The organism is Serratia sp. szju (assembly GCF_044594185.1).
GTDB lineage: Bacteria > Pseudomonadota > Gammaproteobacteria > Enterobacterales > Enterobacteriaceae > Serratia > Serratia bockelmannii.
In genome coordinates this window covers 637,677-651,039 of record NZ_CP172576.1, presented here as the reverse complement: position 1 = coordinate 651,039, position 13,363 = coordinate 637,677, and the positions used below count along the sequence as shown (strand labels likewise).

Below are 13,363 nucleotides of genomic sequence, written 5' to 3'. Positions count from 1 at the left end.
CATGGCGCACCACAACGGGTAGGAATCGGCATGGCATCAAAACGCGACTGGCTGTTACAACAACTGGGTATTACGCAGTGGACATTGCGCCGCCCGAGCGTGTTGCAGGGCGAAGTGGCAGTCAGTCTGCCGCCCGAGGCGCGCCTGCTGGTGGTGGCGCAGACGCTGCCCGCACCCGACGATCCGCTGTTTTGCGACGTGCTGCACAGCCTGGGGCTGACGCCGGCGCAAACTTACAGCCTGACGCCGGAACAGGCGGCGATGCTGCCTGAAGAGACCGCATGCAACAGTTGGCGGCTGGGCGTGGCGGAACCGCTCGCGGTCGCCGGCGCGCAGCTACACAGCCCGGCGCTGGCCGAGCTTTCCCAAGACGCGGGGGCCAAACGCGCCCTCTGGCAGCAGATTTGTCATCATGAACACGATTTCTACCCTGACGGCGGCCGATCTGGCCACGGCCTTCACCATTGAGCAAGCCAGCCACGCTTTTCCCTGGACGGAAACCACCTTCGCCAGCAATCAGGGCGATCGCTACCTTAACCTGAAGCTGAGCGCCGACGGGGCGATGGCGGGGTTCGCCATCACGCAGATCGTGCTGGACGAAGCCACGCTGTTCAACATCGCCATCCATCCGCAGTATCAGCGCCGGGGCTTTGGCCGCCTGCTGCTCAACGCGGTGATCGAACAGCTGGAGAGCCGCGGCGTGGTTACGCTGTGGCTGGAGGTGCGTGCTTCCAACCAGGCGGCGATCGCGCTGTATGAAGATCTCGGTTTCAACGAGGTCACCGTGCGCCGCAATTATTACCCGAGCGCCCACGGCCGCGAAGACGCGATCGTGATGGCGCTGCCGCTGGGGTAATCAGCCCGGCCGGAAAAAGCATTGATTGTCACCGGTTGGCAAATCGGCGAAAATGCCCGGCTGTTATCTTTTATTCACCGCTTTGCCCGGCGCCGCGATCGGCGCGTTCTGATGATGTCGCAGGGCGGACTAACCGTAGAACCTGAAAACCATGTCTCCTAGTGAATTTGCCCGCGAAGTCTCCAAAAGAAGAACTTTCGCCATCATCTCGCACCCCGATGCCGGTAAAACCACCATTACCGAAAAAGTGCTGCTGTTCGGACAGGCGATCCAGACCGCCGGTACGGTAAAAGGCCGCGGCTCCAGCCAGCACGCCAAATCCGACTGGATGGAAATGGAAAAGCAGCGTGGGATCTCGATCACCACCTCGGTGATGCAGTTCCCGTATCGCGACAGCCTGGTCAACCTGCTGGATACCCCGGGGCACGAAGACTTCTCCGAAGATACGTATCGCACCCTGACCGCCGTCGACTGCTGTCTGATGGTGATCGACGCCGCCAAGGGCGTTGAGGATCGTACCCGCAAGCTGATGGAAGTTACCCGTCTGCGCGACACGCCGATCCTGACCTTCATGAACAAGCTGGACCGCGACATCCGCGATCCGATGGAGGTGATGGACGAAGTCGAGCGCGAACTGAAGATCGCCTGTTCGCCTATCACCTGGCCGATCGGCTGCGGCAAGCTGTTCAAAGGCGTTTACCACCTGTACAAGGATGAAACCTACCTGTACCAGACCGGTAAAGGCCACACCATTCAGGAAGTGCGCATCGTCAAAGGCCTGAACAACCCGGAACTGGATATCGCCGTGGGCGAAGATCTGGCGGCGCAGCTGCGCGATGAGTTGGAACTGGTGCAGGGCGCTTCCCACGAGTTCGATCAGGAGGCCTTCCTGAGCGGCGAGCTGACGCCGGTGTTCTTCGGTACCGCACTCGGCAACTTCGGCGTGGATCATATGCTGGACGGCCTGGTGGCCTGGGCGCCGGCGCCGATGCCGCGTAAAACCGACACCCGTGAAGTAACGGCGGCGGAAGAGAAATTCACCGGTTTCGTGTTCAAGATCCAGGCCAACATGGATCCGAAGCACCGCGACCGCGTGGCCTTTATGCGCGTGGTGTCCGGCCGTTACGAGAAAGGCATGAAGCTGCGCCAGGTGCGCACCGGCAAAGACGTGGTGATCTCCGACGCGCTGACCTTTATGGCCGGTGACCGTTCGCACGTGGAAGAAGCCTACCCGGGCGACATCATCGGTCTGCACAACCACGGCACCATTCAGATCGGCGATACCTTCACCCAGGGCGAAGACATGAAGTTCACCGGCATCCCGAACTTCGCGCCGGAACTGTTCCGCCGCATTCGCCTGCGCGATCCGCTGAAGCAGAAACAGCTGTTGAAGGGGTTGGTGCAGCTGTCCGAAGAGGGCGCGGTGCAGGTGTTCCGCCCGATCGCCAACAACGATCTGATCGTCGGTGCGGTCGGCGTGCTGCAGTTCGACGTGGTCGTGGCGCGTTTGAAGAGTGAGTACAACGTGGAAGCGCTGTATGAGTCGGTCAACGTGTCGACGGCACGCTGGGTCGAGTGCGACGACGTGAAGAAGTTCGAAGAGTTCAAGCGCAAGAACGAGATCAACCTGGCGCTGGACGGTGGGGACAACCTGTCCTACATCGCGCCGACCATGGTGAACCTCAACCTGACGCAGGAACGCTATCCTGACGTGACCTTCCGCAAAACCCGCGAACACTGATAATTCTGCAGGGCGCCCAGTGCGCCCTGCATGCTTCTCCTATCCTCACTGCGCTAATTAATAAATCTTCCTCATATTTTATCCTGCAAACCGTTATCGCCAGGCGATGTTCGTTCGGCCTGCGTTTTCCGTCTGATGGTCTATCTTTAACGAGATGTCCGCACATTGCTTGAGAGTAAATCACTGTAATACGTTGCTTGTTTGGTGAGTTATTCTGATGTGTTGCCGATAGGAGACAGTCAGTATCTTTAAATATCAATGAGATAGCTATATTTCAGTTTTGTGTAACTTAGCCTGTCGCCAATAGACGACAGTTTTTTGGCTAAAAATCCGACTTCTGGATTTTTTTCTTTGATTTTTAAAGTGTTTTTTGAGTTGGCACGGCCGTTGCAATACTCCTGTCGTGAACGCTTAATCGTATAGCGATGATGAAGTATTTACCGAGAGGCCGCGTGAAGGTGGCTGAAGGGTTCCGGCACTCTGGCGCTGCGGGCCCCCAACAAAAGGAAGAGATCGATGAAAAAGACCAAATTTGCACACTCGCTGATGGCTGTTGTTTTGGGTTCTGCTTTGGTGAGCGGCACTGCGCTAGCCGAAGACAGTCTGCTCAACAAGGCGTCTAACGCCGCGGACAGTGCCGGTGCCAAAATCGATAGCTCCATGAAAAAAGTTGACGGTTACATGGATGACAGCGCGATAACGGCTAAAGTTAAAAGTGCGTTGGTGGACGATAAGACCATCAAAAGCACTGACATTTCGGTGAAAACCGAAAAAGGCACCGTGATCCTGAGCGGGTTTGTCGGCAGCCAGGCGCAGGCGGAGCATGCAGTTGCGGTTGCCGGCAAGGTGGAAGGCGTCAAAACCGTTAGCGACAAGCTGCACGTGAAAGATGAAGCCAACCAATCGATCAAATCGTATGCCGGCGACACCGCCACCACCAGTGAGCTGAAAGCCAAGCTGCTGGCTGATGACATCGTGCCGTCGCGCAATGTGAAAGTGGAAACCACCGATGGCGTGGTGCAGCTTTCCGGTGAAGTGAAAACGCAGGCGCAGTCTGAGCGTGCCGAAAGCATCGCCAAGGCTATCGATGGCGTGAAAAGCGTGAAAAACGACCTGGTGGTTAAGCAGTAATTCTGCCAGGCGCCCGTAACAAGTAACAACAAGCCGCATCTGTCGGGCCGTCAAGGCGGCCCGACGTGTACCACCAAAAAAAGAAACTGATTTGCCGTCGATGTCCCGTTGTCGGGGCGGTAGACGGCAGCGAATTTTTTCACAATGGTAAGGAGAAGCTTATGTTTCGTTGGGGCATTATCTTTTTAGTTATCGCGCTTATCGCTGCGGCACTGGGGTTCGGTTCGCTGGCGGGCACCGCCGCCTGGGCGGCTAAAATCGTGTTCGTTGTCGGCATCATCCTGTTCCTGGTCAGCCTGTTCACCGGCCGCCGGCGCCCTTAGCCGGCCGGCATTTTCCCGTAAACTGTAACAAAGCTTAACTCCTTTTCTCACGTCGGGGAGGGCCGGACATGAACAGCGACATCATCGTCGGGCGCTGGAAACAGCTGAAAGGCCAGGTATGGCAGGCGTGGGCCGAATGGTCCGGCAGCGATTGCGCCTGGCTGGCCGGCAGCAACGATTTCCTCGCCGGCGTACTGCAAGAGGATTACGGAAGAGAGCGAGACGCGGTATCCTCGGAGAAAACGTCTCACTGAGGATGCCAAGTTGGGATACAGAATACCCATCACGCTCGGCAATATAGAACCGCTGGCGTCTAAACCCTTTCGGCCAGGCAAAATGGCGCTGGTCTGCGAAGGCGGCGGCCAGCGCGGCATTTTCACCGCCGGCGTGCTGGACGAGTTTCAGCGCGCCGGCTTTAACCCTTTCGATCTGTTGATCGGCACGTCGGCCGGCGCCCAGAATCTGTCTGCCTATATCTGCGGGCAGATGGGCTACGCGCGCCGGGTGATCACCCGTTACACCACTTCGGCACAGTTCTTCAATCCGCTGCGCTTCGTGCGCGGCGGGCATCTCATCGATCTCGATTGGTTGGTCGATACGGCAGCGGCGCAGATGCCGCTGGCGATGGACGTGGCGGAACAGCATTTTACCGACGGGCGCGAATTCTTACTGTGCGCCTGCCGCAGCGACGATTTCGAGCCGACCTATCTGCCTGCGCAGCGCGAACGCTGGCTGCCGGCCATCAAGGCATCCAGCGCCATTCCCGGCTTCTATCGCCAGGGCGTGGAGCTGGACGGCGTCAGCTATCAGGACGGCGGCATCAGTGATGCGATCCCGGTGGAAGAGGCCTATCGCCGCGGCGCTGACACTATCGTGGTGATCCGCACCGTGCCTTCGCAGATGTACTACACCCCGCAGTGGATGAAGCGCATGGAGCATTGGCTGAGCGACAGCAGCCTGCAGCAGATGGTGCGCATCCTGCAGCATCACGAGCAAAGCTATCACCGCATCCAGCGCTTTATCGAAAAGCCGCCGGGCAAGCTGCGCATCTTCGAGATCTTCCCGCCGAAGCCGCTGGCCAGCAATGCGCTGGGCAGCCGATTGGGAGCGCTCAATCAGGATTATCACCTGGGGCGCCGCTGTGGCCGCTACTTTCTGGCCACCGTCGGCCAGTGGATGGCACAGCCGGAGCCCGACGGCATCAAGGTGCGAAAAGCGTTGTCGCGCCGCCTGATCCAGCCGGAGAACGTCAGAATGCCTTCGCCGATCGTGACCGACATCGCCATGCCCACCGAGCGGGCGGCGCAGCCGGAGGCGGCGGTAGCGGCGCCGAAAATCATCCTGCCGGGCGATCTGCCGCCGGGTGAAGGGGGAGCGCTGTGAGTTACGCCTTTACTGACACCCACTGCCATTTCGATTTTCCGCCCTTTACCGGGCATGAAGCCGAGAGCCTGGCGCGGGCGGCAAGCGCCGGCGTGCAGCGCATCATCGTCCCGACGGTCACTGCCGATCGCTTCGCGCGGGTGTTGCGGCTGGCGCAGGATCACGCGCCGCTGTTCGCCGCGCTGGGTCTGCACCCGCTATATATCGCGCAGCATCATGAGCCGCAGCTGGAACAGCTGGCGATGCTGTTGGCCGAGCGGCCGCACAAGCTGGTGGCGGTGGGGGAGATCGGGCTCGATCTGTATATGGACAACCCACAGTTCGAGCGGCAGCAAAGCCTGCTGCTGGCCCAGTTGAAGCTGGCGAAACAATATGACCTGCCGGTGATCCTGCATTCGCGCCGCACCCACGATCAGTTGGCCGCCGCGCTGCGGCGCATGCAACTGCCGCGTCGCGGTGTGGTGCACGGCTTTGCCGGCAGCCTGTCGCAGGCGCAGGCGTTTATTCGCCTCGGCTATTACATCGGCGTGGGCGGCACCATCACTTATGAGCGGGCGCAGAAAACGCGCGGCGTGATGGCGCAGCTGCCGCTAGAGGCGTTGCTGCTGGAGACCGATGCGCCGGACATGCCGCTGGCCGGCTATCAGGGGCAACCGAATCGCCCCGAGCGCGCCGCCGAGGTGTTTCAGACGCTGTGTGAACTGCGGCCGGAGCCGGCCGACGAGATCGCCGCCCACCTGCAACGCAATACCCAAACGCTGTTCGCCATGCCAAATTGAAGTCAACATAACGTGACTTGTATCACGTTATAAGATTTTCATTTGCGTCTCGTTGTATACATTTGTGACATAAATCGGTGCGAGGGTGACCTCGCTCAGTATAATCCCCCCGAAACTCTCCAATAGCAGACCTCTCTTCATGAGCAGGGATGTATTTTATTTTTTGCAACAGGGAAACTTTGCATGCAACTCATCATGAGTCTGGTTGGCATGGCGGTGCTGATCGCCATTGCGGTGCTGCTCTCCAGCAACCGCCGGGCCATCAAATTGCGCACCGTCGTGTGGGCGTTCATCATTCAGATCGGCATCGGCGCGCTGGTGCTCTACGTGCCGCTGGGCCGCAGCATCCTCGGCAGTATGTCTAACGGCGTGGCAAACGTTATCGCCTACGGCAATCAGGGCATTTCGTTCATCTTCGGCGGGCTGGTGTCCGACAAGATGTTCGAAGTGTTCGGCGGCGGCGGCTTCGTGTTCGCGCTGCGCGTTCTGCCGGTGATCGTGTTCTTCTCCTCGCTGATTGCGGTGCTGTACTACCTCGGCATCATGCAGTTGGTGATCCGCGTGCTGGGCGGCGGCCTGCACAAGCTGCTGGGCACCTCGCGCACCGAATCGCTGTCGGCGACCGCCAACATTTTCGTTGGCCAGACCGAAGCGCCGCTGGTGGTGCGCCCGTATATCGCCACCATGAGCCAGTCAGAACTGTTCGCCGTGATGTGCGGCGGCCTGGCCTCGGTGGCCGGTTCGGTGTTGGCGGGGTACGCGCAGATGGGCGTACCGTTGGAATACCTGATCGCCGCGTCCTTCATGGCCGCGCCGGGCGGGCTGCTGTTCGCCAAGCTGATGGTGCCGGAAACCGAGCAGACCCACGATAAAGACGATGCGATGAAGCTGATCGCCGAAGAAGAGCGTCCGGCCAACGTGATCGACGCGGCGGCTTCCGGCGCGGCCTCCGGCATGCAGCTGGCGCTGAACGTCGGTGCGATGCTGTTGGCGTTTATCGCGCTGATCGCCTTGCTCAACGGCATTCTCGGCGGCATCGGCGGCTGGTTCGATTACCCGCAGCTGTCGCTCGAACTGATCCTCGGTTGGGTGTTCTCACCGATCGCCTTCCTGATCGGCGTGCCGTGGAGTGAAGCGATGACCGCCGGTTCGTTTATCGGCCAGAAGATCATCGTCAACGAGTTTGTCGCCTACATGAACTTCGGCGCCTATCTGCGCCCGGACGATGTGGTGGCGGCGGAAGGCCTGCAGGTGCTGTCAACGCACACCAAGGCGATCATCTCCTTTGCACTGTGCGGTTTCGCCAACCTCTCCTCGGTGGCGATCCTGCTGGGCGGTTTGGGCAGCATGGCGCCCAACCGTCGCCATGACATCGCGCGCTTCGGTCTGAAAGCCGTGGCGGCGGGCACGCTGTCCAACCTGATGAGCGCCACCATCGCCGGTTTCTTCCTGGCGCTGTAAGCCTTCACGGAGCCCGCGACGGCGCGACCGATCGCGGGACTCCGCCTATACTCTAAGCAACGTGGGTGTTTGTCGCACCCGCGATCTTCAGCCGCTTCTTTAGCGAATTTGTGAACGATATCGCGTTATTTTGTGATGTTCTTCACATATAATTCCGGTCTGTTACAGTGCTATTTCATATAGTGTGACGATGAACGCGAATCGCCCTCGGCATTCGTGTTCAAATAGCTATTACTGGCCGGCCGCAAGGCGGGTGGCCATGTGCGGTGAGAAGGATCTCAGTTGCCGCCGCGGGAACGCCGTTCCCCTGCGCTATCTTCATGGAACCAAGTCCGCTCGCCAACACCCAGGTACTCAGTTGGAGAGTTTTATGACCGAATTAACCGCAGCAGCGCAACGTGCGCTGAACTTGATGGATTTAACCACGCTGAATGATGATGACACCGACGAGAAAGTGATCGCCCTCTGTCGTCAGGCCAACAGCCCGGCCGGCCACACGGCGGCCATCTGCATCTACCCGCGTTTTATCCCGGTGGCGCGTAAGGCGCTGCGCGAGCAAGGCACGCCGGACATCCGTATCGCCACCGTGACCAACTTCCCGCATGGCAACGACGATATCGACATCGCGCTGGCGGAAACCCGCGCGGCCATCGCCTATGGCGCGGATGAAGTGGACGTGGTGTTCCCTTACCGCGCGCTGATCGCCGGCAACGAACAGGTCGGTTTCGAGCTGGTGAAACAGTGCAAGCAGGCATGCCAGGCGGCCAACGTGCTGCTGAAAGTGATCGTCGAAACCGGTGAGCTGAAGCAGGCCGATCTGATCCGCAAAGCGTCCGAGATCGCCATCAAGGCCGGGGCTGACTTTATCAAGACCTCCACCGGCAAGGTGCCGGTCAACGCCACCCTGGAGAGCGCCGAGCTGATGATGTCGGTGATCCGCGATATGGGCGTGGCGAAGACCGTGGGCTTCAAGCCGGCCGGCGGCGTGCGCACCGCGGAAGACGCGCTGCATTATCTGCAACTTGCCGATCGTATTCTGGGCGAGGGGTGGGCCGACGCGCGGCATTTCCGCTTTGGCGCTTCCAGCCTGCTGGCCAGCTTGCTGACCGCGCTGGGCCACCAGACCCAGACCGCCGGCGGCGGTTACTGATCGATTTCGTTGGCGGGCGCCAGGCGCGCCCGTCTGCACCGACTCTCGGCGACACAGGGGGATGCCTTGTTCCTGGCTCAAGAAATTATTCGTAAGAAACGCGACGGCCAGCCGTTAAGCGAAGCGGAAATCCGCTTCTTCATCAACGGCATTCGCGACAACGTGGTGTCGGAAGGACAGATCGCCGCGCTGGCGATGACCATTTATTTCCATGACATGAGCATGCCGGAGCGCGTGGCGCTCACCATGGCGATGCGCGATTCCGGCACCGTGCTGGACTGGAAGAGCCTGGCGCTGAACGGCCCTATCGTCGACAAGCATTCGACCGGCGGCGTGGGCGACGTGACCTCGCTGATGCTCGGCCCGATGGTGGCGGCCTGCGGCGGCTATGTGCCGATGATCTCCGGCCGCGGCCTGGGGCATACCGGCGGCACGCTGGACAAGCTGGAAGCCATTCCGGGCTTCAATATTTTCCCGGACGATAACGCCTTCCGCAAAATTATTCAGGACGTCGGCGTGGCGATCATCGGCCAGACCAGCTCGCTGGCGCCGGCGGACAAACGTTTCTACGCCACCCGCGATATCACCGCCACCGTGGATTCGATCCCGCTGATCACCGCCTCCATTCTGGCCAAGAAGCTGGCGGAAGGGCTGGATGCGCTGGTGATGGACGTGAAGGTGGGCTCGGGCGCCTTTATGCCGACCTATGCCCTGTCGCAGGATTTGGCGCAGGCGATCGTCGGCGTAGCCAACGGCGCGGGCTGCAAGACCACCGCGCTGCTGACCGACATGAACCAGGTGCTGGCTTCCAGCGCCGGCAACGCGGTGGAAGTGCGCGAAGCGGTGCGCTTCCTGACCGGCGAATACCGCAACCCGCGCCTGCTGGAAGTGACGCTGGCGCTGTGCGTGGAGATGCTGCTGTCCGGCGGCCTGGCGCAAGACGAGGCCGATGCGCGCGCCAAGCTGCAGGCGGTGCTGGACAACGGCAAAGCGGCTGAGGTGTTTGGCCGCATGGTGGCAGCGCAGCAAGGGCCGATAGACTTCGTCGAACGTTATGATAGCTATCTGCCGGCGGCAACGCTGAGCAAGCCGGTGTATGCTGAAAAGCCGGGCATCATCAGCGCCATGGATACCCGTGCGCTGGGTATGGCGGTGGTGTCGCTGGGCGGCGGCCGTCGCCGGGCGAGCGATGCCATCGACTACAGCGTTGGCCTGACCGAGGTGGCACGCCTGGGCGATAAGGTGGATACCCAGCAACCGCTGGCGATGATCCACGCCAACGATGAAGAGAGCTGGCAGCTGGCGGCCGATGCGGTGCGCAGCGCAATGACGCTGAGCGACAAGGCGCCGGAAGCGACGCCGGTGGTGTATAAGCGCATCACGGAATAACCCAAGAATCAGGAACGACCGCGGCTTTTTCGCGGCCGTCCAAAGCGTGAGAACACGCAGGAGAGCACAGATGAAACGTACATTTATTATGGTATTGGACTCCTTCGGTATCGGTGCCAGCGAAGACGCCGAACGTTTTGGCGATCGGGGTTCCGACACCCTGGGCCATATTGCCGAAGTTTGCGCGCGTGGTGAGGCCAACGTGGGCCGCCAGGGCCCGCTGACGCTGCCTAACCTGAGCCGTCTGGGCCTTGGCAAAGCGGCGGAAGAGTCCACCGGCAACTTCCCGCAGGGGCTGGATCGCAACGCCGATATCATCGGTGCTTACGCTTACGCCAGCGAACTCTCTTCCGGTAAAGACACGCCGTCGGGCCACTGGGAAATCGCCGGCGTGCCGGTGCTGTTCGACTGGGGTTACTTCAAGGACGAGCACAACAGCTTCCCGCAGGCGCTGCTGGACAAACTGGTCGAACGCGCCAAGCTGCCGGGCTACCTGGGCAACTGCCACTCATCCGGCACCGTGATCCTCGATCAGCTGGGCGAAGAGCACATGAAAACCGGCAAGCCGATTTTCTACACCTCCGCTGACTCGGTGTTCCAGATCGCCTGCCATGAAGAAACCTTCGGCCTGGATCGTCTGTATGAGCTGTGCGAAATTGCGCGTGAAGAGCTGACCGAAGGCGGTTACAACATCGGTCGCGTGATCGCGCGTCCGTTCGTCGGCGATAAGCCGGGCCACTTCCAGCGCACCGGCAACCGTCACGATCTGGCGGTAGAGCCGCCGGCGCCGACCGTGCTGAAAAAGCTGGTGGACGAGAAGGGCGGCGAAGTGGTGTCGATCGGTAAAATCGCCGACATCTACGCCAACGTTGGCATCACCAAGAAGGTGAAGGCGACCGGCATCGATGCGCTGTTTGACGCGACCCTGATTGAAATGGAAAAGGCCGGCGATAACACCATTGTGTTCACCAACTTCGTGGACTTCGACTCCTCTTACGGGCACCGCCGCGACGTGGCGGGCTACGCCGCCGCGCTGGAGCTGTTCGACCGCCGCCTGCCGGAGCTGCTGAAGCTGGTGAAAGACGAAGACATCATCATCTTCACCGCCGACCACGGCTGCGACCCAACCTGGCCGGGCACCGACCACACCCGCGAGCACATCCCGGTGCTGGTTTACGGCCCGAAAGTGAAACCGGGCTCGCTGGGCCACCGCGAGACCTTCGCCGACATCGGCCAGACCGTCGCCAATTACTTTGGCCTGTCGCCGATGGATTACGGTAAGACCCTGTTCTAAGCTCTGTCTTTCAAGCCGTAGCGTTGTTAGCTTCACGCGTGAACCCCAGTCGCTTACTCAAGTAAGCGACTGGGGATTCACCCGCTAGCTGCCTGGCTGCAACTCGACATTCAAGGCTTAGATGTTTGACGTTTTTATTAAATAAGATTTCTAAAGGAAGAAAATTATGGCTACGCCGCACATTAATGCTGAGATGGGTGATTTCGCTGACGTAGTACTGATGCCGGGCGACCCGCTGCGCGCAAAATACATCGCCGAAACCTTCCTGGAAGGCGCGGTGGAAGTGAACAACGTGCGCGGCATGTTGGGCTTCACCGGCACCTACAAAGGCCGCCGCATCTCCGTAATGGGCCACGGTATGGGCATCCCGTCCTGCTCCATCTATGCGCGCGAGCTGATTGCCGAATTCGGCGTGAAGAAGATCATTCGCGTCGGTTCCTGCGGCGCGGTGCGTGACGATATCAAACTGCGCGACGTGGTGATCGGCATGGGCGCGTGCACCGACTCCAAGGTGAACCGTCTGCGCTTCAAGGACAACGACTACGCGGCGATCGCCGACTTCGACATGGTGCGCAACGCGGTCGACGCGGCGGCGGCGCAGGGCATCCCGGCGCGCGTGGGCAACATCTTCTCCGCCGATCTGTTCTACACCCCGGATCCGGACATGTTCCAGGTGATGAAGAAGTACGGCATCCTGGGCGTGGAAATGGAAGCGGCCGGCATCTACGGCGTGGCGGCGGAGCTGTACGAAGAGTTCGGCTGTAAGGCACTGACCATCTGCACCGTGTCCGACCACATCCTGCGTCACGAAGCGACCACGGCGGCGGAACGCCAGACCACCTTTAACGAAATGATCGTTATCGCGCTGGAATCCGTGCTGCTGGGCGACAAAGCGTAATACCGCGGCGGGCGTCGTCATGGCGCCCGCCTGTCAATCTATTCATTCCGCACGGCCATTTTTGGCTAACGCTTTACCTTTCAATTGGTTGTGGATCCCGTTGTTACGGACAATCTATTCACCGAAAGGACAAGAAAACGGCACGAGCGCATTCAACGCCTGGCCTGAGTTATTCCTTCTTCGGCGTTTCCTGCTTTGTCTCCGGCGCATCCTCTTCGTCGTCTTCCACCGTATTGCCTTCTGCCAACGGCGTGTTGGCGGTCAACAGGTACGGCGACTGCTGCCAGCGGCTGCGGCGGTGTTGCAGCAGGGTGCGCGCCAGAATGATGCCGATCGCCAGCGCCAGCAGGATCATCAGGCGCAGCAGGTTGGTGGTGTTGTCCACCTGCTTGGATTCGGTCGCCAGCACGTGGGTGTCGAGGGTGATGCGGATAAAGCCGATCGGGCCGTCTTTGCCCTGAATGGATTCGACCAACTGGTGGTTGAAATAGCTGCCGGCGCGCTTGCCGTCGAGCGACAGGCGATCGCGTATACTTATCTGTTCCCCGGCGTGGGAGACCAGCGTGCCATCCTGCTGATACACGCTGACGTCGAGAATGCGGCTGTGATCGGTGAGCTGCTTGAGGATGGCGTCGATGCGCGGGGTGTTGCCGTCGTCGTCCAGCAGCGGCGCCAGGCTGTAGGCGACCTGTTTGGTCAGCGTCTGCGCCAGCTCTTCCACCTGCTCGGATCGCGCCATTTGGTGACTCAGGCTAAAATAAGAGGCGCCCTGCATCAGCAGCACCAGCAAAGCCAGGCAAATCAGGATAATAGCGGTGCGGTGCAGGCGAAATTTCAGTTTAGCGCGAGCCATGCAGGTTCCTTGGGCATCGGGGACACTTTATGTTGCCAGAACCGCTGGCGATAGGATAGCTTGATGCGTCGTTTTATCATGCAGCGTTTTTGTCCATTCAGGAGT

Annotated in this window: 14 protein-coding genes; 13 read left to right on the top strand and 1 reads right to left on the bottom strand. The window is 60.2% G+C overall.

Annotated elements, in window-relative coordinates; all coding sequences use genetic code 11:
• Positions 1 to 30 precede the first annotated feature (30 nt).
• From RE418_RS03170 to deoD, 13 genes are all read left to right on the top strand, one after another.
• Positions 31 to 468 carry a DNA polymerase III subunit psi gene (locus RE418_RS03170; RefSeq protein ID WP_060434175.1) on the top strand — a complete coding sequence of 146 codons (438 nt, stop codon included), beginning with the start codon at positions 31 to 33 and terminating at the stop codon, positions 466 to 468.
• On the top strand, positions 413 to 856 hold the full coding sequence (gene rimI / locus RE418_RS03165) for a ribosomal protein S18-alanine N-acetyltransferase (RefSeq protein ID WP_049294806.1): 444 nt from the start codon (positions 413 to 415) through the stop codon (positions 854 to 856). The genes RE418_RS03170 and rimI overlap by 56 nt, the downstream gene beginning before the upstream one ends.
• 151 nt (positions 857 to 1,007) lie before the next feature.
• Positions 1,008 to 2,597, top strand: coding sequence for a peptide chain release factor 3 (gene prfC / locus RE418_RS03160; RefSeq protein WP_025305208.1), 1,590 nt, complete (start codon positions 1,008 to 1,010; stop codon positions 2,595 to 2,597).
• 516 nt (positions 2,598 to 3,113) lie between these two features.
• On the top strand, positions 3,114 to 3,728 hold the full coding sequence (gene osmY / locus RE418_RS03155) for a molecular chaperone OsmY (RefSeq protein WP_025305209.1): 615 nt from the start codon (positions 3,114 to 3,116) through the stop codon (positions 3,726 to 3,728).
• Between the two features lie 161 nt (positions 3,729 to 3,889).
• Positions 3,890 to 4,051: a DUF1328 domain-containing protein gene (locus tag RE418_RS03150; RefSeq protein WP_004857650.1), complete on the top strand. Its 162-nt coding sequence runs from the start codon at positions 3,890 to 3,892 to the stop codon at positions 4,049 to 4,051.
• 68 nt (positions 4,052 to 4,119) lie between these two features.
• Complete coding sequence (locus RE418_RS03145) at positions 4,120 to 4,305, top strand: stress response protein (protein WP_025305210.1); 186 nt, start codon at positions 4,120 to 4,122, stop codon at positions 4,303 to 4,305.
• A 10-nt stretch (positions 4,306 to 4,315) separates the two neighbouring features.
• Complete coding sequence (locus RE418_RS03140) at positions 4,316 to 5,434, top strand: patatin family protein (protein ID WP_025305211.1); 1,119 nt, start codon at positions 4,316 to 4,318, stop codon at positions 5,432 to 5,434.
• Positions 5,431 to 6,213: a TatD family hydrolase gene (locus tag RE418_RS03135; RefSeq protein WP_089181654.1), complete on the top strand. Its 783-nt coding sequence runs from the start codon at positions 5,431 to 5,433 to the stop codon at positions 6,211 to 6,213. Before RE418_RS03140 ends, RE418_RS03135 begins: the two co-directional genes overlap by 4 nt.
• 183 nt (positions 6,214 to 6,396) lie before the next feature.
• Entirely contained in the window at positions 6,397 to 7,674 is a 1,278-nt protein-coding gene (locus RE418_RS03130; protein WP_038630188.1) for a NupC/NupG family nucleoside CNT transporter, read from the top strand.
• Between the two features lie 370 nt (positions 7,675 to 8,044).
• Positions 8,045 to 8,824: a deoxyribose-phosphate aldolase gene (gene deoC, locus RE418_RS03125; RefSeq protein ID WP_025305214.1), complete on the top strand. Its 780-nt coding sequence runs from the start codon at positions 8,045 to 8,047 to the stop codon at positions 8,822 to 8,824.
• Between the two features lie 66 nt (positions 8,825 to 8,890).
• Entirely contained in the window at positions 8,891 to 10,213 is a 1,323-nt protein-coding gene (gene deoA / locus RE418_RS03120; protein WP_043136047.1) for a thymidine phosphorylase, read from the top strand.
• Positions 10,214 to 10,283: 70 nt separating this feature from the next.
• Positions 10,284 to 11,507: a phosphopentomutase gene (deoB, locus tag RE418_RS03115; RefSeq protein ID WP_043136044.1), complete on the top strand. Its 1,224-nt coding sequence runs from the start codon at positions 10,284 to 10,286 to the stop codon at positions 11,505 to 11,507.
• Positions 11,508 to 11,673: 166 nt separating this feature from the next.
• Positions 11,674 to 12,405 (top strand): purine-nucleoside phosphorylase, encoded by a 732-nt coding sequence (gene deoD / locus RE418_RS03110; protein WP_004933059.1) that lies wholly within the window; start codon positions 11,674 to 11,676, stop codon positions 12,403 to 12,405.
• A gap of 169 nt (positions 12,406 to 12,574) precedes the next feature.
• Here the strand turns inward: deoD and RE418_RS03105 are convergent, their stop codons facing one another.
• The gene (locus RE418_RS03105) at positions 12,575 to 13,258 is read right to left on the bottom strand and encodes a YtjB family periplasmic protein (RefSeq protein ID WP_089181655.1); all 684 of its coding nucleotides are present in this window, start codon (positions 13,256 to 13,258) and stop codon (positions 12,575 to 12,577) included.
• Between the last annotated feature and the right edge of the window lie 105 nt (positions 13,259 to 13,363).

Excerpts from the sequence above, each read along its gene's own strand:
- RE418_RS03130 (WP_038630188.1), top strand. The coding sequence starts at position 6,397 with ATGCAACTCATCATGAGTCTGGTTGGCATGGCGGTGCTGATCGCCATT.
- osmY (WP_025305209.1), top strand. The coding sequence starts at position 3,114 with ATGAAAAAGACCAAATTTGCACACTCGCTGATGGCTGTTGTTTTGGGT.
- deoD (WP_004933059.1), top strand. The coding sequence starts at position 11,674 with ATGGCTACGCCGCACATTAATGCTGAGATGGGTGATTTCGCTGACGTA.
- rimI (WP_049294806.1), top strand. The coding sequence starts at position 413 with ATGAACACGATTTCTACCCTGACGGCGGCCGATCTGGCCACGGCCTTC.
- RE418_RS03105 (WP_089181655.1), bottom strand. The coding sequence starts at position 13,258 with ATGGCTCGCGCTAAACTGAAATTTCGCCTGCACCGCACCGCTATTATC.
- prfC (WP_025305208.1), top strand. The coding sequence starts at position 1,008 with ATGTCTCCTAGTGAATTTGCCCGCGAAGTCTCCAAAAGAAGAACTTTC.
- RE418_RS03150 (WP_004857650.1), top strand. The coding sequence starts at position 3,890 with ATGTTTCGTTGGGGCATTATCTTTTTAGTTATCGCGCTTATCGCTGCG.
- deoB (WP_043136044.1), top strand. The coding sequence starts at position 10,284 with ATGAAACGTACATTTATTATGGTATTGGACTCCTTCGGTATCGGTGCC.
- RE418_RS03170 (WP_060434175.1), top strand. The coding sequence starts at position 31 with ATGGCATCAAAACGCGACTGGCTGTTACAACAACTGGGTATTACGCAG.
- deoC (WP_025305214.1), top strand. The coding sequence starts at position 8,045 with ATGACCGAATTAACCGCAGCAGCGCAACGTGCGCTGAACTTGATGGAT.
- RE418_RS03145 (WP_025305210.1), top strand. The coding sequence starts at position 4,120 with ATGAACAGCGACATCATCGTCGGGCGCTGGAAACAGCTGAAAGGCCAG.